Source organism: Koromonas humicola, from assembly GCF_059726255.1.
Genome location: NZ_AP040873.1, coordinates 1,057,934 through 1,081,766 on the forward strand (window position 1 = coordinate 1,057,934; position 23,833 = coordinate 1,081,766).

Genomic DNA, 23,833 nt, shown 5'->3' on the forward strand with positions numbered 1-23,833 from the left:
CCGCTATGTTGGGTTCTCTTTTTGGGTCAAACAAAACGATCGTAGGCCTGGACATCGGTTCGAGCAGCATCAAGGCTGTGGAACTGCAGCGGAGCCGCGGCGAAATCTCCGTCAGCCACTTGGGTATCGAACCTTTGGCGACCGATATCGTCGTGGACTCGATGATCGTCGACAGTGGCAGCGTGGCCAGCGCTATCAGCAAGATTTTTGCCGAGCAAGCATTCAAAGGCAAACAAGTAGCTACCTCCGTCAGCGGACATTCCGTCATCGTCAAGAAGATCTCGATGCAGACGATGGACGAGCCGGAATTGGGCGATGCCGTCCGCAACGAAGCCGCGCAATACATTCCGTTCGACATGTCGGACGTGAATGTCGATTACCAGGTTCTGAGCAGCAGTCTCGATGGTCCGACGATCGACGTTCTGCTCGTCGCGGTGAAGAAAGACAAGATTCTGAATTACACCAACGCCCTGCAACTTGCAGGACGCCAGCCAGCCGCCGTTGATATAGACGCCTTCGCCATCCAGAACTGCTACGAGTACAACTACGATCCAGCACCCAACTCGACAGTCGCGCTCCTGAATATCGGTGCCAGCGTGATGAATATCAACATCGTCCGCGGGCGAATCCCGCTGTTCACTCGCGACGTGAGCGTCGGAGGCAATCAATACACGGATTCGCTGCAGAAGGAACTCGATCTGAGTTTTGACGATGCCGAGGCTCTGAAACTCGGGCGAAAGATTGGGACAGTCAGCGAGGACGCGAAGCTGCCGATCTTGCAGCAGGTGACTGAAATCATCGTGCTCGAAATTCAGAAGACGTTCGACTTTTTCCGCGCAACAGCCAGCGGAGAGCACATCGAGCGCATTTACGTGAGCGGCGGTTCGTCGCAGGTTCCCGGACTGATGGAAGCTCTGCGCCAGGAGTTCTCGATTCCCGTGGACCCTATCAATCCATTCCTGAAGATTGTGCCGCCAATTGGCGAGGGTGCAGACCTGATTGACCGCAACTCCCCGCAATTGGCAGTGGCGGTGGGATTGGCTTTGAGGAGCTTTGAAAAACTATGATCCGGATCAATCTGCTAGGCACGGCAAAGCCGAAGAAAGGGAAGGGACGGCGTCGACTGTTTGTGATGCCGCAGATCACAACCGATGGGCCTTCCCCATTGATTACAGGACTTGCACTCCTGGTGGTGACCGGCGCTGGGTTGTACCTGTATGACATCAAGTTGCAAAGCACGCATGAGCAACTGCAAACAAAGATCGCGGAAGCAAACACGAACATAGCTTCGATGACCAAGGTGAAGCAGGCATATCTGCAGCGCCAGAAAGACTACGACGCATTCAAGCGCAGGTTCGATGTCATCGACCAGTTGCGCGCTGCGCAAGTAGGGCCTGCTCCGCTGCTAACCGACGTCAGCAGCACGGTCAACAAGACTGATGGTGTTTGGTTACTGAGCATGAGAGATGAAGGGCCTAAAGTCTCGCTCGATGGTGTGGCACTGGGGCCAACATCAGTAGCAAATCTGATGACCAATCTGCGGCGCTCCGGGTATTTCAAGAACGTCGAACTGCGCGAAGCCGTCCAGGAAGACAATCCGAAGATTCAGACATTTAGCTTCAGCCTGGTTTGCGAAAAGTCGAAGGCGTAAACGTCATGACGAACTTCAAAGAACTGCCTTATATAGCACAAATCGGAATAGTGGCGGGCACGATTCTTCTGCTTGCGGTGGGCGTGTTTGTGTTCTCACTTCAGCCACTGGCTAAGGCAAATCAGGCAGACGCACTGACGCTGAAAAGCAAGCAGGCAGAGGTTGCGCAATTGGCTCCCTATCGCACCAAGCTTGCCGAGTTAAATGCGCAGACCGAAGCCTTACAGATCCAGATTGAGGCACAGCGGAAAGTCGTTCCGGAAGAAAAGGAAGTTCCGAACTTTATTTCGATGGTTCAGAGCGAAGCAGTTGCTTCGGGCGTCGAAATACGCCGATATACACCGAAAGATCTGGTTACAAAGGAATACTACGTTGCGGTTCCGTTCGAGGTTGACGTGGATGGGCCGTACTACGCGGTATTGAACTTCTTTGACCGACTGCAGAAGTCGGAACGAATCGTCAACGTGGACAAACTTGCGATGGGTGCGCTGAAGGGCGGAAAGTCGCCGGCGAAGAAGGCATATCACTGGGCGCCAAATGAGACCGTCGCTGCCAGTTGTGTCCTGACCACGTTCTACAGCAACTCCAAGGGTGCAGCGCCGGCACCGGCAGCAGCCGCGCCGAAGAAGTAGGAGGAGGCCATGAGGAGCAGCAGAATCATTCTCGCAGTATGGCTGAGCGCAAGCGCATGGGCCCAGTCCGCGCCGCAAAAACCGCAGGCGCATCCTCCGGTTGCGACCGCGGCGAAAGCGCCAAACGCGGCAGCAAAGCCTTCGCAGGCTGCGAAGCCCACTCCCAGCACTGCAAAACCCTCGCCTTCCAAGGCGGCACCAGCGAAGTCGTCAATTGCGAGTACTCCAATACAGCCTGCTGCGGCCGCTCCGAAGAAGGCCGTAGTTTCACAGACTTCGACCAAAAAGCCCAGCGCTGCTCAGCCAAAGCTGGCAAGACGCAACGTGGTGCGCACCAGGAGCACTACGGCCTTGGCAATACCCAGGGTTGCAACGCCCAAGCCGGCAGGCACCGTGATTCGCGGACGGCGTGATCCATTCGTGAGTCCCATCGTCGAGCGAGTAAGCAACGGTCCGCAATGTGTCGGCAGCGGCCGTAAGTGCCTTGCGGTGGGAGATATCACTTTGCATGGCGTGGTCAGTTCTCCAAGCGGCTTGATCGCCGTCGTCGTGAACGGAGACCGCACCTACTTCCTGCGTGAACACGATCCGCTGGCCAACGGTGCCGTGGAGCGAATTACCCGGGACGCAATCGTTTTGCGTGAGCGTTCGTCCGATGCGTTGGGACGGCCCTTCATGCGCGAAGTTACCAAAAAGCTCGGCGTGCCCGCGGTTTAAGCGGCTGCCGACAGATGGATTTAGAAGAGATGAGCCCGGAAACTGGGAAGCACGTAACTGGGGAGGACGCGCGGGGACTGGCAACAGGCTTCGCGGGGAGAGCCACGATGAAGTTTAAGCGACTGCTTACGGTAGGACTGATGGCGCTGTGTAGCGCCGGCATGGCGATGGCTTCGCAATTGAACCAGGTGCAGGTGACGCCGACGGCGAATACAGCCGTGCTGAATCTGCGGACCAGCGGTTCGTTTGCGCACAAGGAATATCGGCCAAGCGATCACATGGTGCTGATTGATCTCACCGGGGTCAGCGCCGATGCTGCCATCGAGCGTACGGCCACGGTCAGTTCAGCCGTGCTCAAGGGCTATAAAGTTTCCGACTACACCAGTGCGTCGGGCGCGCAGGTTACACGTCTTGAGTTGACTTTGGGCGACGGCGTGGGTGTAGAGGTTCTCGACCGCAGCGACGGATTGCAGATCAACCTCAGCACGACCGGCTCCAATACTCCGGTTTCTGGCATAACGGTGTCGTCTGTTCCCAGCGCCTTCCCGGCCTCGGTAGTCGAGTCGAAGCCAGCCACCAAGGTTTCAGAGTCGCCGAAGGCCGCAAAGCTGGCTCCTGTGCCGAACGTTGCCGAGCGCAACAGCCCAAGGCAATCGGGAGCGGCGCCGTCTACAACGATTCGCAATGTCAGCGTGCAGCGCGGCAACGGCACGGTGGACATCGTGATCGAGGGACCAAACTCCGCATCACCGTTCTTGATTGAGAACCCCGATCGCCTTGTAATCGACTTCGCTAATGCAATTGCCAAGCCCGGGGTGAAGAGCATACCGGTGCATACGAAAGATGTGCGCCAGGTTCGCGTGGGACGGTTCCAAGCTGAGCCCCCGGTTACGCGAATTGTTGTTGATCTCAACGGCCCGCATACTTTTGACGTTGTTCCGTCGGCCAAGCAGGTGACGGTGCGCGTAAAGTCCGAGCAGTCTGCGAGCATGGCTCCGAAGCCGGCACCGCTTCCCGCGTTAGCTTCCGCCGGGACGCCAGCCGTGGCCGGACGCCCCGCAAGCGCAGATCTTGCTGCTCTGGCCAGCGCGTCACGTCGGGCTGAAGCTAAGGAACCTGCTCTGCCTTCGCTGCCATTGACGACTGTGGCAGCAACACCTGTTCAGGACGCGCCGACTCCTGTGTCGGAGACCAAGTCGGTCGAAGCCAGTGAGCAGTCCGGTCCGAAGCTCCAATTGGCAGCGCTTACCACTGTAGTTCCTTCTCCCAAGGTGAACACCCCCGCTGTAGCGGAGTCGCCAAAGCCTGCACAGGCGGTGGTTCCCCCAATTTCAGCGGAAACGAAGACCGTATCTGAGGTTCCAGTGGTTGCGTCGGTAGCTCCTGCCCCTTCGCCCAAAACGGCGATCGCACCGAGTGCGACTCCGGTAGTTGCTGCGGCGCAGATGCCCGAAGTTGGCGAACCGAAAACGCGAGCCGGGGTTGCTGCCGAGACACTGGCTGGAACTTCGCAGCGCGGTCAGGAGATGGCGCGCTTGTCAACGCCTCTCGATCAGACAGTCAAGAGTTCGGTACCGTCCACACTCAAGTACACTGGCGAGCCAATCTCGGTCAATTTGAAAGATGTGGACCTTCGCGATTTCTTCCGCCTCGTTCACGAGATCAGCGGATTGAACATCGTTCTTGACCCGAATGTGAAGGGAACTGTCACCTTGGTGCTCGATGACGTGCCATGGGATCAGGCGCTGGACATCGTTTTGAAGAACAACTCGTTGGATCGTGAACTGCAGGGAAATGTTCTTCGAATTGCCAGCATCGATACGCTTCGCCGTGAAGCTGTGGACCGTCGTGCACAGGCAGAAGCGGTGGCTCTCGCTGTCGACCGCCAGACCATAACCAGATTCCTGAGCTATGCAAAAGCCAAGGATGTCGTTGCGACGATCAAGAAGTTTATTACGGCTCGCGGGGATGTGATTTCGGATGAACGCACGAACGCTCTTATCATCTCGGATATTCCAAGCGTGCTTCCGAACCTCGATCGCCTGATCTCGCAACTGGATCGCAAGAGTCCGGAAGTAGAAATTGAGGTGCGTGTAGTCTCGGCCACGCGTTCCTTCTCACGTGACCTTGGCGTACAGCTCGGATTCAACTGGGCGAACGGTGTCACAACTATCGGAGGCTCAAACCCGAATAGCTCCTCGAGCTCAAGTTCGTCGTCATCGTCCTCGTCTTCGAGTTCCAGTACTTCGTCCGGGACCAGCAGCACTGTTCCGCTGTTTACAAACTTCGCCGTTACTGGTGCAACAACGGGCTTCTCTTTGAGTAACATCACGAAGAGCTACGGTATCGATGCCATTCTGACCGCGGCTGAAACTCATAACCTCGCGAAGGTTCTGTCGCGTCCACGTGTTGTCACGCAGAGCAACGTGAAGGCCGAGGTAAAGCAGGGTGTCAAGATCCCGGTCTACACGGCACAAACGGCGAACTCGAACGCCAGCGTGAGCTATCTCGACGCTGTACTGCGCTTGTCGGTTACTCCGCAGATCACGGCGGATAACACAGTATTCCTGAGCGTGGACGTGGAGAACACGCAACCCGGCAACCTCATCAACAACAACTACGTCCTCACCACGCAACAGGCGACGACGCAGGTGTTGGTAAACGATGGAGGCACGGTTGTCATCGGCGGCGTAATCCAGACATCGAATACGGTCAGCACCTCGCAAACGCCGCTGCTCGGTGACATCCCGTGGCTCGGCAACCTGTTCAAGCAGCGCACAGTCAAAACAGAGACGGATGAGCTGATCTTTTTCATCACTCCAAAAATCCAGAGCTAGCGAAACTAAGCATCTGGCTGAATGTGGGCTTCTCCGGAAGCCCACATTTCTTTTGAGCATTTACAATCATTTCAATGGACTTCCGACAGCGGCAAAAGAATGTGCGTGAGCTTCTCGTGCGGCACAAGGTCGATGCTCTCCTCGTGTCTCATATGCCAAATGTTCGTTACCTCTCCGGGTTTACCGGGAGTGCAGGGGTGTTGCTCGCTGCCGAACGAAGCTTCGTTCTGTTCACTGATGGCAGGTATGCCGAACAGGCTGAGTCGGAGGTCGAAGGCGTGAAGGTTTCCATCGCGAAGGGAAGCCCCCTGGCTGTGGCCGCCGAAGCGTGCGTCAAACGTGGGGCAAGGCGCATTGGAATCGAGTCAGATCATCTGACCGTGTCACAGTTGAGTGCGCTGGAAAGTTCGCTGGGCAAAGTTGTCAAGATAGTCCGGCTTTCTGGAGCTATCGAAGAACTTCGCGCGGTGAAGGATGTCGGAGAGGTAGAACTGATCCGCAATGCGATCAAGCTGTCGTCGCACTTGTTTCGCCCGCTGCTTCGTTCGTTGCGCCCCCAAACGGTCGAGGCGGCTGTCGCGGCGCGCCTTGAATACATGGCACGACGGGCGGGTGCGGAGAAGATGTCATTCGATACGATCGTCGCTTCCGGCGAACGGTCATCGTTACCCCACGGCGTTGCCTCCTGTGCCAAGCTGCCATCATCAGGATTCGTAGTGTTAGACTACGGAATTGTATTGGATGGTTATTGCAGCGACATGACGCGTACCGTCCATCTCGCTAAAGCGTCGCCTGAGGCGCGGGGGTTGTACACCGCCGTTCTTGAGGCTCAATTGGCAGCGATCAGCGCTGTGGTACCCGGAGCGACCACTGGGGAGGTCGATCACGCAGCGCGTCAGGAACTGAAGCGAGCGAAACTGGATCGCTATTTTACGCATTCAACGGGACATGGTGTGGGGCTTGAAATCCATGAACCACCAAGAATCGGCGCAGGAACTGATACAGTGCTGCGCCCGGGCATGGTGATCACGATCGAACCGGGCGTCTATCTTCCAAAGAAGTGCGGAATTCGCATTGAAGATATGTTGCTGGTAACCGAACGCGGATATGAAGTGCTAACGCCTGTAAGCAAAGATTTGATTGAACTGAACTAATGCCCGATCCGGGCAAATTCTATGTAAAGGTGAAGTCCAAACTGCGCCGCCTCTGTGCGACGCTTCTGGCAGCCAATGAATCAGAAAGAAATCAAAGAATTGATTGAGTTCCTTGTCGAAAAAGACATCGCTGAGTTTGAGTTGGAGCGCGGCGAGGTCAAGGTTCGAGTGAAGCGTTCGCATGCCGTCATGGCTGCCTATCCTGCTGCTCCCGTACCGATGCAGGCAGCGGCGGCAGTTGCTGCGCCTGTGATTACCCCGCCTTCGGCCGAACCGGCATCCGAAAACGAAGCGGGTATCGAGATCATTAAGTCTCCCATTGTTGGAACCTTCTACGCGTCCGCTTCTCCGGGCGCACCGGCATTTGCGAAGGAAGGAGACACGGTTGCAGTTGGCCAGGTGCTCTGCATTGTTGAGGCCATGAAGTTGATGAACGAGATCGAATCTGAAGCGGCAGGGCAGATCGTAAAGGTTCTGGTTTCCAACGGCCAACCGGTTGAGTACGGCCAGCCACTTTTCAAAATCCGTACGAAATAAGCCGGACGGTTCAGCCGTGGAGAGGGCGCGTGCAAACTGCCGCGTCATGCGAGCTTGGTTCGCCGCCGCTCGCAATTTCCTCGATGGCTAGCCAGGAGCACACTCGAGCATGTTCAAAAAGATTCTGATTGCCAATCGCGGAGAGATTGCTCTCCGCATCATTTGTGCCTGCAAGGAACTCGGCATCAAGGCGGTCGCGGTTTACAGCGAACCAGATCGCAACTCGCTGCATGTACGCTTTGCCGATGAAGCTCTGTGCATTGGACCGGCGCGTGCCGGCGAGAGCTACCTGAATATCCCCGCTGTCATCAGCGCTGCCAATATCGCCAACGTTGAAGCTGTTCATCCGGGCTACGGCCTGTTGAGTGAAAACGCAAACTTCGCCCACGTGTGCGAAACCTCCGGGCTGAAGTTCATCGGGCCACCGTCAGAGATTATTCGGATGATGGGAGAGAAGGATAAGGCGCGTCAGGCGATGAAGCGCTGCGGAGTGCCGATTCTTCCCGGTTCGGATGGCGTGATTAACACTCCGGAAGAAGCCCTGGAGTGGGCGAAGGAAGTTGGTTTCCCCGTGATCGTGAAGGCCTCGGCCGGAGGCGGCGGACGCGGCATGCGCGTGATTCGTTCGGCGGAGGAACTGCCGCACATGTTTAACGCGGCACACTCCGAAGCGGCTTCGGCGTTTGGCAATGGCGATCTCTACATGGAGAAGTTCATCGAACGCCCTCGCCACATTGAATTCCAGGTGCTTGCCGACGAGCACGGAAACGTAGTCAGCCTCGGCGAACGCGACTGCTCCATTCAACGCCGCCATCAGAAACTGGTCGAAGAATCTCCTTCTCCCGCCGTCAGCCCTGAGCTGCGCAGCAGGATCAACGGCATTCTCGAAAAGACGATGAAGGAGATTGGGTACGTCAATGCAGGAACGGTTGAGTTCCTCATGGACGAGAGTGGCGATCTTCACTTCATCGAAATGAACACACGCATTCAGGTTGAGCATCCCGTAACGGAGTTTGTTACAGATATCGATTTGGTGAAGAGTCAGATTCTGATCGCTGCCGGAGCCAAGCTACCCGACATTATTCATCAGCCGATTGCGCCTCGCGGACACGCGATCGAGTGCCGCATCAACGCCGAGCATCCGGAGAAGTTCACCCCTTCGGCCGGGAAGATTACGGTTTTCCATACGCCAGGTGGAAACGGAGTGCGTGTCGATACGGCGCAGTACCAGGAAGGAGTCGTGCCTCCGTACTACGATTCACTGATCGCCAAGTTGATCGTGCGCGGCAAGGACCGAACTGAGGCCTTGGCTCGCATGAAACGAGCTCTGGACATGTTTATCGTGGAGGGAATTCATACCTCCATCCCCCTGCACAAGCGTATCCTCAGCGAACCTGACTTCGAGGCTGGGAATTTCGATACGAAGTTCATGGAACGTTTCATGGTGAAGAAATAGGTGCAATGAAGCTTCCGCTGCTGTATCCGATCGTTGATGCCGATGCTCTCGCGGCTATTGTTGGAAGCGGCGATTTGTTGCGGTGCGTGTGTGAGCATGCACGAGAACTCGCCGAGGGCGGCTGTACGCTGATGCAGTATCGCGCCAAAACCCTGAGTGCCCGCGCAGTGCTCGCACAAGCGCGTGAGCTTCGGCGCATACTTCCCAGCATCACGCTAATCATGAACGACCGGTCTGATCTGTGCGTGGCGGCAGGATTCGATGGGGTTCACCTTGGGCAGGAGGATCTATCTCCCGAGGGTGCGCGCCTAGTCGTCGGAGCCGGGCGCAAGGTGGGCCTCTCGACCCACAATATCGAGCAGATGTCGGACGCTCTGACGAAGCCGGTGGACTACGTTGCCATCGGCCCAGTTTTCGCAACCGGAAGCAAGCTGAATCCTGATCCGGTTGTCGGTCTCGCTGGAGTGGAGGAAGCGAAGCGACTCCGCGACGCTTCAGCCCACGACCTTCCTCTCGTGGCTATAGGGGGCATCACCCGACAAAACGCAGAAGCCGTGCTGCGGGCGGGAGCGGATTCCGTGGCCGTTATCGGAGACCTTTGCCGCACCCCCCGCCAATCGGCTAGGGAATTTTTCCGGCTGATGATGTAGAGTTCTCATCAAAGCTTCGAGAGCGGCTGGAGTCCAGCCGCTTAGACCTGTCGCAGAGCACGCATCTCTTTTCTCGTTCAAGGAGAGTAGTGAGTCAGCTTACAAAGGTGTCGGAAACAAGCCAGGATCAGGAGTTTGTTAAAGGACTCGGGCTAACTAGCTCGACCACACTTGTAATGGGCTCCATGATCGGCTCAGGCGTGTTCATTGTCGCAGCTGATATTGCTCGTCTCGTGGACTCGCCTGCGTTGCTGATTGCCGCTTGGCTGGTGACGGGCTTCATGACCATAGTCGCCGCGCTGTCCTACGGTGAGCTGGCCGCCATGATGCCAAAGGCGGGTGGGCAGTACGTGTACCTGCGCGAAGCGCTCGGTCCTTTGTGGGGGTTCCTGTATGGCTGGACGCTATTTCTGGTAATTCAATGCGGCACGATTGCGGCCGTAGCTGTTGCCTTTGGGAAGTTCTTGGGCGTGTTCCTGCCATCCGTATCTTCAACCACTTGGATTCTGCACATTTGGAAAGTTCCTGCCGTTCATATCGGCCCAGTGGTACTGGGCAACATGGAAGTGGGATTGAACACACAGAACCTGGTCGCGATCCTGACGATTGTATTGTTGTCGGTCGTGAACGTCTTTGGGGTAAGGACGGGAGCGTTTGTCCAGGTCGTGTTCACGACTGCCAAGATTGCGGCTCTCCTTGGATTAGTGGTACTTGGTATCTGGTTCGGCATGACACCGGAGGCGGTGAGCGCGAACTTCGGTGCGAATTTCTGGCTGCATGCCGGACTTCACTCCTTGCACAAGATTCCGATTGGAGTGAGTGGGGCCACAGCATTAGTCTCGGCGATCACTGTGATCGCGGTGGCGCAGGTGGGATCGCTGTTTTCTGCGGACGCTTGGAACAATGTGACATTTACTGCAGGCGAGGTTCGGAACCCGCAGCGCAATTTACCGCTTTCGCTAGCACTTGGTACGGGCACGGTCATCCTGATCTACATTGCCGTCAACTTCATTTATCTGATGGTGCTTCCGCTGTGGGGCGATCCTTATTCAATGACCAGCGTCGGGCGCGGCATCCAGTATGCGTCTGAAGATCGCGTCGCCACGGCGGTGATGCAGCAGATTATGGGGCAGAGCGGAGCCAAGTTGATGGCTTTGGCGATCCTGATCTCGACCTTTGGTTGCAACAACGGTTTGATACTTGCCGGATCACGCGTGTACTACGCCATGGCTCGCGACGGATTGTTCTTCCACTCAGTCGGACGACTCCATCCTCGCTTCAAGACTCCGCATCTGTCGCTGATCGTTCAGGCTCTCTGGGCCAGTTTTCTATGCCTGAGCGGAAGCTATGGACAGCTACTCGACTACACAATTTTTGCCGTGCTGCTTTTCTACGTGCTCACATTAGCTGGAGTTTTTGTTCTGCGCCGCACTCGTCCGGAGGCTCCGCGGCCTTACCGCGCCATTGGATACCCGTGGCTTCCGGCCATCTACATTGTGATGGCCGTATTCATTGATGTAGTCTTATTGCTTTACAAACCTCAATACACTTGGCCGGGACTAGTCATTGTCCTACTCGGTATCCCGGTCTATTTTCTGTGGTCGCGGCAGACTAGAGCTGTCAGCGCCGCGGATTGATGTACCCAAGAGCGAAGGAGATCCCAAAACCGAATGTTAAAGCTGCTGGCCAAGAAACCAATGGATATGCTTCTCAACGAAGCGTCCGAAGAGAATGAGCACAGTCTTAAACGTGAGTTGGGACCTGTATCGCTGACGGCGCTCGGAGTTGGCGCGATCATCGGCGCTGGCATTTTTGTGCTCTCAGGGCTTGGTGCACACTACGCCGGTCCGGGTTTGATGATGTCGTTTGTCCTTTCCGGTCTTGGTTGCGCATTTGCAGGGCTTTGCTATGCGGAGTTTGCTGCCATGATTCCCTTGGCAGGCAGTGCGTACACTTACGCGTATGCGACACTTGGCGAGTTGTTTGCGTGGATTATTGGCTGGGATCTCACTCTTGAGTACGCGATGGGTGCGAGCACTGTCTCCTCGGGATGGTCAAACCACTTCATCGAGTTCATGAGCATTTTCAAGATCAAGATTCCGCTGTGGCTGGCTTATGACCACTGGACGGCACTGCGCACCGCGCAGGATATGGTTGCACGGCAGATGATCCAGGCCTCGCATCCGGAACTGACGCCGGGAACGCAGGGATTCCTGCAGGCGCTTGATGCTCTCAAGCACAGCGGTTCTGCGGAGTTGGCGCAACGCGCACATGCACTGCTCGGTGCTCCGCACCTTTTCGGGGCTGAGATAGGCTTCAACCTTCCCGCATTCCTGATCGCTCTGATCATTACCTGGGTTTTGGTCGTGGGCATCAAGGAGAGCGCACGTTTCAACGCCGCTATCGTGACGATCAAGGTCGCCGTAGTTTTATTCGTGATCGCGCTCGGGATGCGGTATATAAGTTCCAGCAACTGGGGCACTGATTGGCATTCGTTCGCTCCGTTTGGCTTCTCGGGAATCGGCGCAGGGGCGGCATACATCTTCTTCGCCTATATCGGCTTTGACGCCGTTTCCACAACGGCGCAAGAGGCGAAGAATCCGCAACGCGACTTGCCTATTGCAATCATCACCTCGCTTGTCGTGTGTACGCTGCTGTATATCGCTGTCGCAGCCGTTCTGACCGGCATGGTTCCCTGGCGCGAAGTAAACATCGAAGCGCCAATTGCACACGCGTTTTCTGATCGCAACCTTGGATGGGCTTCGCACATTATCACGGCCGGAGCACTGGCTGGACTTACAAGCGTGATGCTGGTCATGTTGCTCGGCCAGACTCGCGTGTTGTACGCGATGGCTAATGATGGTCTGCTGCCGAAAAAGTTCTTCAGCTCCATCCATCCCCGGTACCGCACGCCTTACAAGAACACGATTCTGGTTGGCCTGCTTGCGGCCATCGTCGGCAGCGTGACACCGATCGACGACATCGGCAAGATGGTGAACATCGGCACCCTGCTGGCGTTCGTCATCGTGTGTGTGGCGATACTTGTGTTGCGCCATACGAATCCCACGCAGAACCGTCCGTTCCGCACACCTTGGGTTCCGTTCGTGCCGATCATGGGCGTATTGTTCAACGGCTACATGATGTACAAGTTGGGATGGGTGAACTGGGCACGACTCTTCATCTGGTTAGTGATTGGTCTGTTCATCTATTTCTTGTACGGTCGACACCACAGCAGAGTGCAGGCAGCCAATGTGAACACCGCAGTTTCAGCGGACTAAGGATCGCTTCCAAACACTCCAAGCGCCCTCTGGATGAGGGCGCTTTTTCTTTGCCCAATGAGGTGCACCACGGTAGTTGCTTTTCGGCACTCCCGTAATGCAGGTACAATCGCCGCCAGAGCAATTATGCGGGCACTGAGAAACATGAAGTTTCTGATGGCGGCACTACTGCTGGTCATCTCCATAGGTACGGCGGGCTTCCATTACATCGAGCACTGGAGCTGGTTCGACGGCTTTTACATGGTGCTCACCACATTGACAACTATCGGCTACGGCGAGACGCACCCGCTATCACCTATGGGCCGCTACTTCAACGTGGCACTGATTTGTGCTGGTGTGGGACTGGTATTTCTCATTCTTGGAGTCCTCGGACAGTGGATCCTGGAGTTCGAGTTCAACAAAATATTTGGCAGGCGCAGAATGGAACGTGAGATTGCACGTTTGCACGGGCATTACATCATTTGCGGAGCCGGACGCGTAGGGCGTGCCGTCGCTCGCCAACTGATGACGAAACCGGCACAATTCATCATCCTCGACAACAATGAGACCAAGGCCGAGAGGATTCGTACCGAGACGAACTGGTTGGTTGTCCACGCAGATGCTACCCAGGAAGCTCAATTGAGAGCAGCCAGAATCGATCAGGCCGCCGGACTTGTGGCCGCGACTACTACGGATGCGACAAACACCTACATTGTTCTGACTGCACGCAGCTTGAACCCCTCGATCAAGATTATTGCCCGGGCTAGTGAAGAGTCGGCAGAGAAGCACCTGAAGACTGCCGGAGCTGATCAGGTGATCTCGCCTTATGGCTTTGCCGGATTTCGTATCGCACAGGCATTCCTTCGCCCGCATGTCATCAATTTCCTTGAAGTCGCGCTACTGCGAAGCGATGAACTTGGGCTGGAGCTCGAGGAACTGACAATCGACCCGTCGTCGATTTACGTCGGACAAGGACTGCGCGAGTCCGGTATTCGCCACGACCTCGGAATCACAGTGCTGGCAATCAAGAGGGAAGGCGAAGATATGAAGTATAGTCCTGCCCCGGACGCTCGCCTTTGCGCGGGCGATCATCTCATTGTGATGGGTGAACCTGCGAATCTGCGACAACTTGAGATGCTGGCTGGAGCGAAAAAGTGAAGATTACGACCGCCGCCGAGATGCAAGAAATCGACCGCGTCACAATTCAGCACCACGGGGTGCATTCGCTGGCGCTGATGGAAAATGCAGGCACCGCCGTGGCGAACTTCGCTCGCGAGCACTGGGCGAGTGCCAACCGCGTTATCGTTATCTGCGGGCGCGGTAATAACGGTGGCGATGGCCTGGTGGCGGCACGTCGCTTGCACAGTGCAGGAAAAGTCGTCGAGGTTCTGCTACTTGGTCCGAGAAATAGTCTGAAAGCGGATGCGGCGAATATGCTGGCCCGGCTGCCCGTGCGTCCGATCGTGTTGAGCAGTGAACAGGAAGTCGAACGCGAATCCACCAGAAGCCTGGCTGAAGCCGACCTGATCATCGATGCGATCTTCGGCACTGGATACAAGCCGCGCATGGATGCTTCGCCGGCGCAAAAGCTGGCTGAAGCCGCAATACGCGCCATCAATGCAACTTCGGCGCCCGTTCTTTCCGTGGATCTGCCTTCCGGGGCCGACGCCGATGCGACCGCTTTGCCTGACGAGGCTGTTGTTTGCCGATCGAGTGCAGTGGTCACATTCACCGCTCCAAAGCTTGCTCACGGTTTCGCGCAGTTGACGCGCGGACCGATTGTCGTGGCTCCAATTGGTACACCGGACTCGGCTATCGTTTCCTCTCAGCACCTTCACACGGTAACTCCGCACGAAGTCGCCTCCCTGTTCTCTCCTCGCGCACTGGATAGCAATAAGGGACGCTTCGGACACGTGCTCGTGCTCGCCGGGGCGCTTGGCAAGAGTGGCGCAGCAGCCATGTGCGGCATGGCAGCTTTGCGGGTTGGAGCCGGGTTGGCAACGGTTGCGACGCCGGGTGCGGTGTTGTCTTCAGTTGCGTCCTTCGCCGCTGAACTGATGACGGAACCGATGGGCGAACTGGCGGCTTCGAGTGCTTCGCCGAATGACGCTGCGCATTGTCTCGAACTCGCAAAATCGCGCAACGTCGTGGCCATTGGTCCTGGATTGTCTCAGAAGCCTGGCGTTGCCGAGTTCGTGCATCGTATAGTCAAAAACGTGCATGTGCCCGTGGTGCTCGACGCTGACGGGGTCAATGCTTTCGCGGGCTCACCCGAACTTTTGCAGGGCGGCAGTCGCGCTCTGATCCTCACACCGCATCCCGGCGAGATGGCGAGGCTCATTGGAAAGTCCGTGCCCGAAGTGCAGTCGAACCGTGTAGTTGTCGCACGAGACTTCGCTCGCCGCCATCGCTGCATTCTGGTTCTGAAAGGTTTCCGTACCGTGATCGGCTATCCCAACGGAGAAGTCTGGGTTGTCACCACGGGAAACCCCGGAATGGCAACCGGAGGAACCGGAGACATCCTGACCGGCATGATTGCCGGAACCGTCGCGCAGTTCCCGAACCGAGTCGAGGAGGCGGTGCGCGCTGCTGTGTACATGCACGGCCTGGTCGCCGACGCTGCAGTGGCCCATACGGGCGAAGAGTCCATGGTCGCAACCGATCTGTTGCGGTATCTGCCTGTGGGCTTCCGCAGAATGCGGCATCGTGCGAAAGCGAAAAACATTCGCCTTTGCTGACGCATTCTGCACGCTCGATGCTATGATTCGGGCAATGACCCGGGAATTCACTTCGCACTCCGCCGATGAAACTGTCGAACTCGGACGAAAGCTGGCCTCCGACTTGCGGAATGCACATGTAGTGTTGTTGCGAGGCGACCTTGGCGCCGGAAAGACGACACTGGTCAAAGGCATTGCCGAAGGTTTTGGCGCAGCAGAGGCCGACGATGTTACAAGTCCCACGTTCACGCTAATTCACGAGTACCACGGCCCCGATAAGGACGTCTTCCACATCGATCTCTATCGGCTGGAGAAGCCCGGCGAGGTAGATTCCCTTGGACTTGAAGACCTGATGACCGAGGATCGCAACGTGCTGCTGATCGAATGGGGCGAGAAGTTCCCGCGCATTTTGCAGCAGAAAGACGCGGAAATCGTGATCCGCCGTATCGGACACGACGAGCGAAGTGTTCGCCTGAACATCGGCAACTAGCACTTTGCCATAGACAGTTTCGCCGCGCCCTGACTGGACGCGGCGTTTGATTTTGCGTTCTCTGCGGACCTAGTAGCCCATGATGTTGTAGCCGCAATCCACGTGAATGACTTCACCCGTGATGCCTGCTGCACCTTCGGAGGCAAGGAATGCCGCGGTCGCAGCCACTTCGCTCGTTTCCACGTTGCGTTTCAACGGTGCGCGATCGGAAACAATCTTCAGAATGTCGTTGAAATTACCGATGCCGCGAGCCGCCAGCGTCTTGATTGGTCCGGCGGAAATAGCGTTGACGCGAATCGCCTTCGGTCCAAGAGATGCGGCAAGGTAACGCACGCTTGCTTCCAGCGCGGCCTTCGCCACGCCCATCACGTTGTAGTTCTGAATAACGCGCTCGCTGCCGAGATAGCTGAGCGTCATGATGCTGCCACCCTCGGTCATAAGTGGCGCCGCTCCGCGAGCCAAAGCAATGAGCGAGTAAACGCTGATCTCGTGTGCGATGCGGAAGCCCTCGCGACTGGTGAGCAGGAAGTCGTTCTTCAACTCGTCGGCCGGAGCAAAGGCGACCGAATGAACCAGCGTGTGGATCTTGCCGTTGTACTTCTCGCCGATCTGGCGGAAAACTTCGGTGATTTCCTCGTCCTTTGTAACGTCGCACTGGAAACCTTGCGCGCCGGGCAGGCTTTCGATCATGTCTTCTGCTTCCTGTCGAAGCCTCTCGTTCTGATAAGTAATTGCGATCTGCGCGCCCTCCGCGTGCAACTTCTGGGCGATGGCCCAGGCGATACTGCGCTTGTTTGCCAGACCAAAAACAACGGCCACGCGCCCTTCCAGGCTATTTGCCATCTATGTTCGTGCTCCTGATTATCGAAAACTGGAATGAAACCTTTGTTCAAAGGATAGCAGCCCACGCGCTTAACTGGAAATCTTGGCCCTGAAGCACTGCCTCTCGGTGAGCAAAGAGGCGCGACTGATTCTTGAAATGCATATGGTCACATAACTTTGTGAGGCAAATCACTTCGAGGCCGGTGAAACGCGGCTATGTTGTAGTCCTTATGACGACCAAGACTCTCGACACGACGACGGCAGTTCAAGAAGGGCAGGGATTGCCTGTGCTGGAACCGCCCCGAGGAGCTTGTGTTGAGTTCGTGAAGTTCTGCAAGGAGCAGCACCTCCGCTCCCGTGCGGCCCACACGTTCCTTCGCGTGCTCCACAACAAGAGCTGGGAAGCGGAATGCGACCATATTCGCGAATCCATGCGCCCCGAAGTCAATCGGATTTTCGAACCGGCGGAAAAAGCTCTCGCCGACGGCGCCAACTGCAAAGAGGTTCTCAGGGTTTTAGTGGAATCCCTTAAGAAAGCGGAAGACCTATAGTTGCAGGCGGATTCATTTCATTCATAAACGCAGTAAGCAAGGCCCGTCCCCCGCGACGGGCTTTGTTTTGCTTGCTTTCTGTAACTCCGACACGCTGCTCCGAGGCTGCTGCCTGTTCGCACCATGGTTTATCGTTAAGTCGATTTGAAACTCTGGGCGACATCGCTCATCAGATACTTGTTTTCGCGATTTCATTTCGGAGCACAAGCAAGATGAAAATGACGGGCAACACCATTCTCATTACGGGCGGCGGATCTGGTATCGGACGCGGGCTGGCCGAAAGCTTCCATGCACTTGGCAATCAGGTGATCATCGCAGGGCGACGTAAGCAGGTGCTGGATGAGGTTACGTCTGCCAATCCCGGCATGAAGTCTCTCACGCTCGACATCGAGGACCGAGCAGCCATCTTACGCTTTGCTGAGCAGGTCACAAGGGAGTTCCCATCGTTGAACGTGCTCATTAACAATGCCGGAATCATGCGGGCGGAGAGTCTATTGGCTGAACCTGCCGACCTTGGCGATTCCGAGGCAATGATTACGACCAACCTCCTTGGACCTATTCGGTTGACCTCGGCGCTCATGCCCATGCTTAGGAAGCAGCCTCACTCCACGATCATGAACGTGTCCTCCGGACTTGCATTTGTCCCGCTGGCTCTTACTCCCACGTACTGCGCGACCAAGGCAGCGATCCATTCCTACTCGCAATCGCTCAAGTTCCAGCTAAAGGGCGGCAACACCGATGTGATCGAGCTGATTCCGCCGTACGTGCAGACCGATCTCATGGACGGTGCCGACGATCCTCGAGCCATGCCGCTGAAAGAGTTCATCACCGAAGTTATGCAGATTCTCACGACGCAACCTGCCGCCGATGAGATCTGTGTCGAACGAGTGAAGCCGCTGCGTTTCGCCGCCGAGAGCGGCCATTACGACCAGGTTTTCAATGGATTGAATGAGGCAATGTCAAAACCTGTAGGTTCAAACTAGCTGTTCGCCAGCCTCCGATTACAAAAATGCCTGCTCCTCCCAAAACGGGAGCGTGCAGGCACCTCCGTTTGTAAGTTGGCGAAAATCCAAGGTTTCGATCCTGATCGGGGTAGTAAATTTGGTATTCGAAATCGGATGTGTTCTTTTGCCGATAGCGGAGGATTGATGGCGGACTGCGAAAAACTCGAGAAGTGTCCCTTCTTTCATGACAGGATGTCAAACATGCCGATTGCCAGTGAGCTTATGAAGCAGACTTACTGCCGCGATGACAAGATGTCCTGTGCCCGGTATCAGCTTGCAACCGCAGGAATAGCGGTGCCACCTGATCTGTTTCCCCACGACTTGGCTCGTGCTCGGAAGTTGATCTCGGGAAACTGATTTAGGTCTTTCTATGCAACGAGTGTTCGTCGATGTCGCTCTGTCCCGCCGATTGGAACGTACTGAGGCTGCGGCAAATGCGTGCTTGGTGGAAACACGAGCGCGCGTAGATCCGGGTTCCGGCGCGAATTGGATCGAAGTCGCGGGGGCATACGCCATGTTTGATGGTTTGTCCTCGCCCTGCACGCAGACTCTGGGCCTTGGACTTTTCGCGGTGCCGACCGCAGCGGAACTGAACAACATCGAGGATTTCTACCATGATCGGTGCGCCACTGTTTTTCATGAAGTGAGCCCACTGGCCGATCCTGCGGTATTTGCGATGCTCAATGAACGCGGCTACAGGCCTATCGAGTTTACGAGTGTCATGTTCCTTGATCTCGATGAGCGCACGCCATCCACATACACACCAAATCCTGAAGTGAATGTACGCATGATAGGCGAGGACGAACGTGAGCTCTGGGCTCAGACCTCGTCCAAGGGATGGGCTGGCGAGGTCGAGTTCGCTGACGAAATACTAGAGCTGGCGCGGGTCATCGCTTCGCGTTCCAACGATACGTCGTTCATCGCAGAGATAGAGGGTAAGCCTGTGGCGACGGGCGATCTTCTGATGCATGAAGGCGTAGCTCTGCTGGCGGGGGCGAGCACAATACGGGAATTTCGTCACCGCGGTGCACAGAATGCACTGCTCGAAGCACGGCTTCGCTTCGCGTCAGAGGCCGGTTGCGATCTGGCGATGTTCTGTGCCGCGCCGGGAAGTGCCAGCCAGCGCAATGGAGAGCGCAAAGGCTTTCGCATCGCTTACACGCGGGTGAAGTTCGAACTACCTTCGAAAACTGAGTGATGTTACTTCGAAAGCTCGTTGGCCAGCAGATTTGCTTTCACAGCCAGGTTGTAGGCTCGTTCGATATCTCCGCCCTGCAGTGCTTGGCTTGACTGGGCAATGTAGTTTCTCGCCTGCCGCACCATGTTCTGCTCGGCATCGCTCAGCGCTCTCGTTATGTGCGAAAGCTTGCCTTCGGAGTTGCGATTCAGGTTCTCCGCATTCTGCCGCTGCGACTGAACGGCCGCGCGTGGTACGTCTGCCGTAATCTGCACTGAGTTGTCAGGCGTCTTCGGTGGTTCCGCTTTGGGAGCCTCCGCTACAGACGGCTGCGCCGGTCTTCGTGGAACGGGCTTGCGCGGTTTAGGCTTGGGCTTTTGAGAGTCGCGTTGCGGTGTGTTGGCCGGAACAGGTACGGGAATCGAGTTTGCGTTCTCGGCGGGGGGATTTGGCGAAGGCGGCGCGGGCTGCGGTTCAGTTTCAATCGTCGGCACAAGCACCATGGGTGTAGTGCGGACCGGCTTCTTCGCGCATCCCGTGGCGAGCAGAGCGATGACTAGAGCCGTGCCCGTGAGCGAGCGAGGTGACAAAGTACGTAGATCGAAAGGAAAAGAGAACATATTTCTTCTTGCCAGCATATCTCAGTGCGGCGGAGGGATCACGGTTTCGTTCATCGCGTCCGGAGTTCTCTCTGCGGAAGTTTCAGGCTCAGCCAGCGGAAGCATGAAGCGGAAGGTCGTGCCCTCGCCGGGAGTCGAATCAAGATCAAGCGCGCCGTTGTGCAACTGCATAGCGCGATAAGTTAGTGCCAGGCCGATTCCGCTGCCCGACTTCTTCGTAGTGAAGTATAGATTGAAAATCTTGTCGCGAATCTCTGATGGAATACCTGGGCCAGTATCATGCACTTCTAGAACCGCAGCATAGCCGGATGTAAAGGCGCGAATCGTCAGCGTGCCTCCGTCGGGCATAGCCTGAACGCCGTTGATCAAAACGTTGAGAATAGCTTGTTTGATCAGGTCTGCGTCCACACGGACGGGCAGCGGTTCCTGCCCCAAGTTCTGAACCACTTCCACGTTGTGGGAGAGTGCATCCAGACCTGATAGTGCGACCACTTCGTGTGCCAGCGTGCGCAGATCGATTCGCGTCAGCTTCAACTCGACCGGACGAGAGAAGTCCACCAAGGTTTTGACCACACGATCGAGCCGATGAATCTCCGAACTTATGATGTCCATGTGCCGACGCGTTTCAGGATCGAGTTGCAGGATGCGTTCGCGCAGGATCTCAAGGTGAATAACAATGGCGTTGATTGGGTTCTTGACTTCGTGAGCAACGCCCGAAGTCAGTCTGCCGATTGCCGCAAGGCGTCGCGATAATTCAATCTCATTTTCGATGCGCCGAACCGATTCCGCATCACGCACCGTAAGCAGGGCACCGATGGGCACGCCGCGCTCAGAGATGAAGTCGAGAGACATTTGCACGCGGCGCCCTTGTTCCATCTCAATTTCTCGGGACGGAACTTCCTGCCGCAGGGCAAATGCGTCGAGCACGATGCGCCCGAGCCGGTTGGAATCGTCAAAGACCTCATCGACCATGTGACCCAGCATTTGGCTGCGCGGGCGGCCCACAAAGCGCTCAACAGAAGCGGATACGAGCACGATGCGTCCGTCACGCGTGAACAGGATCAGACCGTCCTGCAGGGTGGACATGAGCTGGTCGAGGTTTTCCTTCAGTGCAGAGAAGACCTCGCGTACGTCGTGGATTTGTCTGCCTAAGCGATCGATTCTGTTGCTGACCGCTCCAAACTCGTCCGTGTGCTCGGGTTTCCGTTCAACCTCCGGCTCAGGCCTGCCGGTTTCTGCCGTCATCGCGTCCAGACGGCGGGCAATCAATTCCAAGGGGCGTAATGCGAGATTCGACAAAGCAGCCGCAATGATAAGCGATAGTAAGACTGCCGATCCTGAAAGCAGCAGAGCGCGATTGAGCTGCGGCACCAACTCCTGTTTCAGGAAAAGAGTTGAGAGCCCGACGCGAATTTCGCCGAATGGGGTCCCTTGTCGCTGAAGGGGCAAGGTTACTTCATACACACGTGCCGGGCCGTACACAGCCCGAAGCTGATCGAGGAATCCGCCATCGCGCAGTCCCGAAAGCGGAGGTCGTCGCGGTATAGGCTTGCCAACGGAAGAAGCGTCTGTATCAATCAGAGCAATTCCGTTGCGATCCACGAGTCCTGCGTCATAAACCTCGGCGTTGTAGCCCAAGACGGACTGCAACAGCATGTCGCTCGCCTTGTCCCGCTGCAGGATTGTTGCTATTGCATCGTGGGCCTGAGTAGAGTTCTGTGGGTCCGGGATGTTTCCGGGCAGCTCAGTTTCCAGTGCTTGGCGTGCGGCATGCAGAACCTGATGTGCGATGAAGTCTGCGTTGTCGTAGCTCTCGTTGATTCGCTGCCGGAGCATCTGCGAAATGTAAATGCACGAAAGAGTGGCTACCAGAATGAACACCATTCCGGTGATGGCGAGCACCAACTTAGTCTTAAGTCTCAGTCGTGGCATTGAACGTGGAGGCGGAGAGCCGGTCTTAGTCAGTTTCCGGCTTGATGCCCGGCGACTGCGCCAGATGTGACCTGCCCCTGTGTCCCGTACTCCTTCAATTTATTGTGCAATGTCTTTAGGCTGATGCCGAGTATTTCGGCTGCTCGGGTCTTATTATTGTGCGTCGATTCCAGAGTTTTCATGATCAATTGACGCTCGGCCTCGTCTACTGTGGTGCCTACACCAACGTGGATTGCATCGGCATCATTGATCGGCATGCGCGAAGGACTTGAGCCAAATGATGGCGGCAGGTGACGCGGCTCAATCACGCTGGAGTCGCATACGATCACCGCACGTTCTACCGTATTTCGCAACTCGCGCACATTGCCCGGCCATGAATACGAGTCGAACAACTGCATGACAGAATCGCTTGCGGTCCTGACGCTGCGCTGATGCTTGTTGTTCATCTCCTTGATCATCGTGTCGGTCAGGCTGGGGATATCTTCCTTGTGCTCGCGCAGCGGCGGCATGTGAATGTTGAAAACATTCAGGCGATAGTAAAGGTCCGTGCGCAGTTCGCCCCGCGAAACGGCCTCTTCGGGAACTTTGTTCGTTGCTGCCACGACACGCACATCAACGGTCGTTTCCGATTTACTACCGAGTCGACGCAGCTTTCGGTCCTCGAGTACGCGAAGCAACTTAGCTTGCGTGCCAATCGGCATTTCACCAATTTCGTCGAGTAAGAGCGTTCCACTCTCGGCAAGTTCGAAGCATCCTGTGCGACGCTCCAGAGCTCCGGTGAATGCGCCTTTTTCGTGTCCGAAGATTTCGCTTTCGATAAGCGTTTCGGGAATCGCAGCGCAGTTGATCGCAACAAAAGGTTTGTTCTTGCGCGTAGAAAGCTCGTGAATCGTGCGCGCGACGAGTTCCTTGCCTGTACCGCTCTCGCCGGTGATGAGAACCGAGGCGGTGCTGGGAGCGACGAGCTCGATCAGGTGAAATATCTCCTGCATTTTGCGCGACGAACCAACAAGGGAGCCAAGCTGGCCGCTATCGCGCAGCAGTCGCCGAGTCGCTTCGAGCTCGCGATCCGTGCCGCGCTGTCGTGCCGCATTTTGCAGAATGTTGCGGAGTCGCGTTGGGTTGACAGGCTTCTCGATGAAGTCATACGCGCCCAGCTTCATTGCGGCGACGGCGGCGTCAATGGAACCTTGTGCCGTGAGCAGGATGAAGGAAAGCTCGCGTGGGCTTTGTGAAACGCGCTCCAGCAATTCCATGCCGTCCATGCGTGGCATTTTTAGGTCCGCAACGACAATGCCAGGGTCCCATGACTGAACTTTCTCCAACCCCTCCATGCCGTCACGTGCTGTCTCGGTTCGGTAACCCCAAGCAGAGATTAGTTCTGCCAGACCTGAGCGCTCATGCTCCTCGTCTTCAACGATCAGTACTTTTTCCCAGCCCATCGGCAATGAGTCCCTTCATAGCATTGACTACCGTGTAATGAATACCGCTAGCAACACTGTACCTGTTCGGCAACCGTGTAAATTAGATGCAGGAACTTAGTTCTGTGTAACTTTTGCTCGAGTTTAAATTCTCCAGCCACAATAATTCAGAGAACCTCAAGTTTATAAAAAAGATTCACCCTCTCGC

At 56.2% G+C, this 23,833-nt stretch carries 21 protein-coding genes; 17 read left to right on the forward strand and 4 right to left on the reverse strand.

Annotated features, from left to right (window positions below):
• Positions 1–5 precede the first annotated feature (5 nt).
• From pilM to tsaE, 14 genes are all read left to right on the forward strand, one after another.
• Entirely contained in the window at positions 6–1,067 is a 1,062-nt protein-coding gene (gene pilM / locus AC6IZD_RS04620) for a type IV pilus assembly protein PilM (RefSeq protein WP_497786510.1), read from the forward strand.
• Positions 1,064–1,651: a PilN domain-containing protein gene (locus tag AC6IZD_RS04625; protein ID WP_497786511.1), complete on the forward strand. Its 588-nt coding sequence runs from the start codon at positions 1,064–1,066 to the stop codon at positions 1,649–1,651. The genes pilM and AC6IZD_RS04625 overlap by 4 nt, the downstream gene beginning before the upstream one ends.
• A gap of 5 nt (positions 1,652–1,656) precedes the next feature.
• Positions 1,657–2,283: a type IV pilus inner membrane component PilO gene (locus AC6IZD_RS04630; RefSeq protein WP_497786512.1), complete on the forward strand. Its 627-nt coding sequence runs from the start codon at positions 1,657–1,659 to the stop codon at positions 2,281–2,283.
• A 9-nt stretch (positions 2,284–2,292) separates the two neighbouring features.
• Positions 2,293–3,000 carry a hypothetical protein gene (locus AC6IZD_RS04635; RefSeq protein ID WP_497786513.1) on the forward strand — a complete coding sequence of 236 codons (708 nt, stop codon included), beginning with the start codon at positions 2,293–2,295 and terminating at the stop codon, positions 2,998–3,000.
• Positions 3,001–3,107: 107 nt separating this feature from the next.
• Positions 3,108–5,837 carry a type IV pilus secretin family protein gene (locus tag AC6IZD_RS04640; protein WP_497786514.1) on the forward strand — a complete coding sequence of 910 codons (2,730 nt, stop codon included), beginning with the start codon at positions 3,108–3,110 and terminating at the stop codon, positions 5,835–5,837.
• Positions 5,838–5,938: 101 nt separating this feature from the next.
• On the forward strand, positions 5,939–6,991 hold the full coding sequence (locus tag AC6IZD_RS04645; protein WP_497786515.1) for a M24 family metallopeptidase: 1,053 nt from the start codon (positions 5,939–5,941) through the stop codon (positions 6,989–6,991).
• A 75-nt stretch (positions 6,992–7,066) separates the two neighbouring features.
• Positions 7,067–7,528 carry an acetyl-CoA carboxylase biotin carboxyl carrier protein gene (gene accB, locus AC6IZD_RS04650; protein ID WP_497786516.1) on the forward strand — a complete coding sequence of 154 codons (462 nt, stop codon included), beginning with the start codon at positions 7,067–7,069 and terminating at the stop codon, positions 7,526–7,528.
• A gap of 109 nt (positions 7,529–7,637) precedes the next feature.
• Positions 7,638–8,984, forward strand: coding sequence for an acetyl-CoA carboxylase biotin carboxylase subunit (gene accC, locus AC6IZD_RS04655; RefSeq protein WP_497786517.1), 1,347 nt, complete (start codon positions 7,638–7,640; stop codon positions 8,982–8,984).
• A 5-nt stretch (positions 8,985–8,989) separates the two neighbouring features.
• Positions 8,990–9,634, forward strand: coding sequence for a thiamine phosphate synthase (gene thiE / locus AC6IZD_RS04660; protein ID WP_497786518.1), 645 nt, complete (start codon positions 8,990–8,992; stop codon positions 9,632–9,634).
• A gap of 89 nt (positions 9,635–9,723) precedes the next feature.
• Positions 9,724–11,271, forward strand: coding sequence for an APC family permease (locus AC6IZD_RS04665; RefSeq protein WP_497786519.1), 1,548 nt, complete (start codon positions 9,724–9,726; stop codon positions 11,269–11,271).
• Between the two features lie 33 nt (positions 11,272–11,304).
• Entirely contained in the window at positions 11,305–12,912 is a 1,608-nt protein-coding gene (locus AC6IZD_RS04670) for an amino acid permease (RefSeq protein WP_497786520.1), read from the forward strand.
• A 144-nt stretch (positions 12,913–13,056) separates the two neighbouring features.
• Positions 13,057–14,049, forward strand: coding sequence for a potassium channel family protein (locus AC6IZD_RS04675; protein WP_497786521.1), 993 nt, complete (start codon positions 13,057–13,059; stop codon positions 14,047–14,049).
• The gene (locus AC6IZD_RS04680) at positions 14,046–15,629 is read left to right on the forward strand and encodes an NAD(P)H-hydrate dehydratase (RefSeq protein WP_497786522.1); all 1,584 of its coding nucleotides are present in this window, start codon (positions 14,046–14,048) and stop codon (positions 15,627–15,629) included. The genes AC6IZD_RS04675 and AC6IZD_RS04680 overlap by 4 nt, the downstream gene beginning before the upstream one ends.
• Complete coding sequence (gene tsaE / locus AC6IZD_RS04685; protein WP_497786523.1) at positions 15,598–16,098, forward strand: tRNA (adenosine(37)-N6)-threonylcarbamoyltransferase complex ATPase subunit type 1 TsaE; 501 nt, start codon at positions 15,598–15,600, stop codon at positions 16,096–16,098. The genes AC6IZD_RS04680 and tsaE overlap by 32 nt, the downstream gene beginning before the upstream one ends.
• Positions 16,099–16,167: 69 nt before the next feature.
• On the opposite strand, the gene AC6IZD_RS04690 is transcribed toward tsaE, so the two are convergent.
• Positions 16,168–16,941, reverse strand: a complete 774-nt coding sequence (locus tag AC6IZD_RS04690; protein ID WP_497786524.1) for an enoyl-ACP reductase FabI — start codon at positions 16,939–16,941, stop codon at positions 16,168–16,170.
• Between the two features lie 209 nt (positions 16,942–17,150).
• On the opposite strand from AC6IZD_RS04690, the gene AC6IZD_RS04695 reads away from it, so the two are divergent.
• The 3 genes from AC6IZD_RS04695 (at position 17,151) to AC6IZD_RS04705 (ending at position 19,673) form a co-directional block, all read left to right on the forward strand.
• Complete coding sequence (locus tag AC6IZD_RS04695; protein ID WP_497786525.1) at positions 17,151–17,471, forward strand: hypothetical protein; 321 nt, start codon at positions 17,151–17,153, stop codon at positions 17,469–17,471.
• 212 nt (positions 17,472–17,683) lie between these two features.
• Complete coding sequence (locus AC6IZD_RS04700; RefSeq protein ID WP_497786526.1) at positions 17,684–18,454, forward strand: SDR family oxidoreductase; 771 nt, start codon at positions 17,684–17,686, stop codon at positions 18,452–18,454.
• 391 nt (positions 18,455–18,845) lie between these two features.
• Positions 18,846–19,673 carry a GNAT family N-acetyltransferase gene (locus AC6IZD_RS04705; RefSeq protein WP_497786527.1) on the forward strand — a complete coding sequence of 276 codons (828 nt, stop codon included), beginning with the start codon at positions 18,846–18,848 and terminating at the stop codon, positions 19,671–19,673.
• A 2-nt stretch (positions 19,674–19,675) separates the two neighbouring features.
• Here the strand turns inward: AC6IZD_RS04705 and AC6IZD_RS04710 are convergent, their stop codons facing one another.
• The 3 genes from AC6IZD_RS04710 to AC6IZD_RS04720 are packed head-to-tail and all read right to left on the reverse strand — an operon-like array spanning position 19,676 to position 23,646.
• Positions 19,676–20,272, reverse strand: coding sequence for a hypothetical protein (locus AC6IZD_RS04710; protein ID WP_497786528.1), 597 nt, complete (start codon positions 20,270–20,272; stop codon positions 19,676–19,678).
• A 21-nt stretch (positions 20,273–20,293) separates the two neighbouring features.
• Positions 20,294–22,204 carry a sensor histidine kinase gene (locus AC6IZD_RS04715; RefSeq protein WP_497786529.1) on the reverse strand — a complete coding sequence of 637 codons (1,911 nt, stop codon included), beginning with the start codon at positions 22,202–22,204 and terminating at the stop codon, positions 20,294–20,296.
• Between the two features lie 29 nt (positions 22,205–22,233).
• Complete coding sequence (locus tag AC6IZD_RS04720; protein WP_497786530.1) at positions 22,234–23,646, reverse strand: sigma-54-dependent transcriptional regulator; 1,413 nt, start codon at positions 23,644–23,646, stop codon at positions 22,234–22,236.
• Positions 23,647–23,833: the final 187 nt, after the last annotated feature.

Excerpts from the sequence above, each read along its gene's own strand:
- AC6IZD_RS04695 (WP_497786525.1), top strand. The coding sequence starts at position 17,151 with ATGACGACCAAGACTCTCGACACGACGACGGCAGTTCAAGAAGGGCAG.
- AC6IZD_RS04690 (WP_497786524.1), bottom strand. The coding sequence starts at position 16,941 with ATGGCAAATAGCCTGGAAGGGCGCGTGGCCGTTGTTTTTGGTCTGGCA.
- accC (WP_497786517.1), top strand. The coding sequence starts at position 7,638 with ATGTTCAAAAAGATTCTGATTGCCAATCGCGGAGAGATTGCTCTCCGC.
- AC6IZD_RS04710 (WP_497786528.1), bottom strand. The coding sequence starts at position 20,272 with ATGTTCTCTTTTCCTTTCGATCTACGTACTTTGTCACCTCGCTCGCTC.
- AC6IZD_RS04640 (WP_497786514.1), top strand. The coding sequence starts at position 3,108 with ATGAAGTTTAAGCGACTGCTTACGGTAGGACTGATGGCGCTGTGTAGC.
- AC6IZD_RS04715 (WP_497786529.1), bottom strand. The coding sequence starts at position 22,204 with ATGCCACGACTGAGACTTAAGACTAAGTTGGTGCTCGCCATCACCGGA.
- AC6IZD_RS04700 (WP_497786526.1), top strand. The coding sequence starts at position 17,684 with ATGAAAATGACGGGCAACACCATTCTCATTACGGGCGGCGGATCTGGT.
- AC6IZD_RS04670 (WP_497786520.1), top strand. The coding sequence starts at position 11,305 with ATGTTAAAGCTGCTGGCCAAGAAACCAATGGATATGCTTCTCAACGAA.
- AC6IZD_RS04625 (WP_497786511.1), top strand. The coding sequence starts at position 1,064 with ATGATCCGGATCAATCTGCTAGGCACGGCAAAGCCGAAGAAAGGGAAG.
- thiE (WP_497786518.1), top strand. The coding sequence starts at position 8,990 with ATGAAGCTTCCGCTGCTGTATCCGATCGTTGATGCCGATGCTCTCGCG.
- pilM (WP_497786510.1), top strand. The coding sequence starts at position 6 with ATGTTGGGTTCTCTTTTTGGGTCAAACAAAACGATCGTAGGCCTGGAC.
- accB (WP_497786516.1), top strand. The coding sequence starts at position 7,067 with ATGAATCAGAAAGAAATCAAAGAATTGATTGAGTTCCTTGTCGAAAAA.
- AC6IZD_RS04705 (WP_497786527.1), top strand. The coding sequence starts at position 18,846 with ATGCAACGAGTGTTCGTCGATGTCGCTCTGTCCCGCCGATTGGAACGT.
- AC6IZD_RS04720 (WP_497786530.1), bottom strand. The coding sequence starts at position 23,646 with ATGGGCTGGGAAAAAGTACTGATCGTTGAAGACGAGGAGCATGAGCGC.
- AC6IZD_RS04635 (WP_497786513.1), top strand. The coding sequence starts at position 2,293 with ATGAGGAGCAGCAGAATCATTCTCGCAGTATGGCTGAGCGCAAGCGCA.
- AC6IZD_RS04630 (WP_497786512.1), top strand. The coding sequence starts at position 1,657 with ATGACGAACTTCAAAGAACTGCCTTATATAGCACAAATCGGAATAGTG.
- AC6IZD_RS04675 (WP_497786521.1), top strand. The coding sequence starts at position 13,057 with ATGAAGTTTCTGATGGCGGCACTACTGCTGGTCATCTCCATAGGTACG.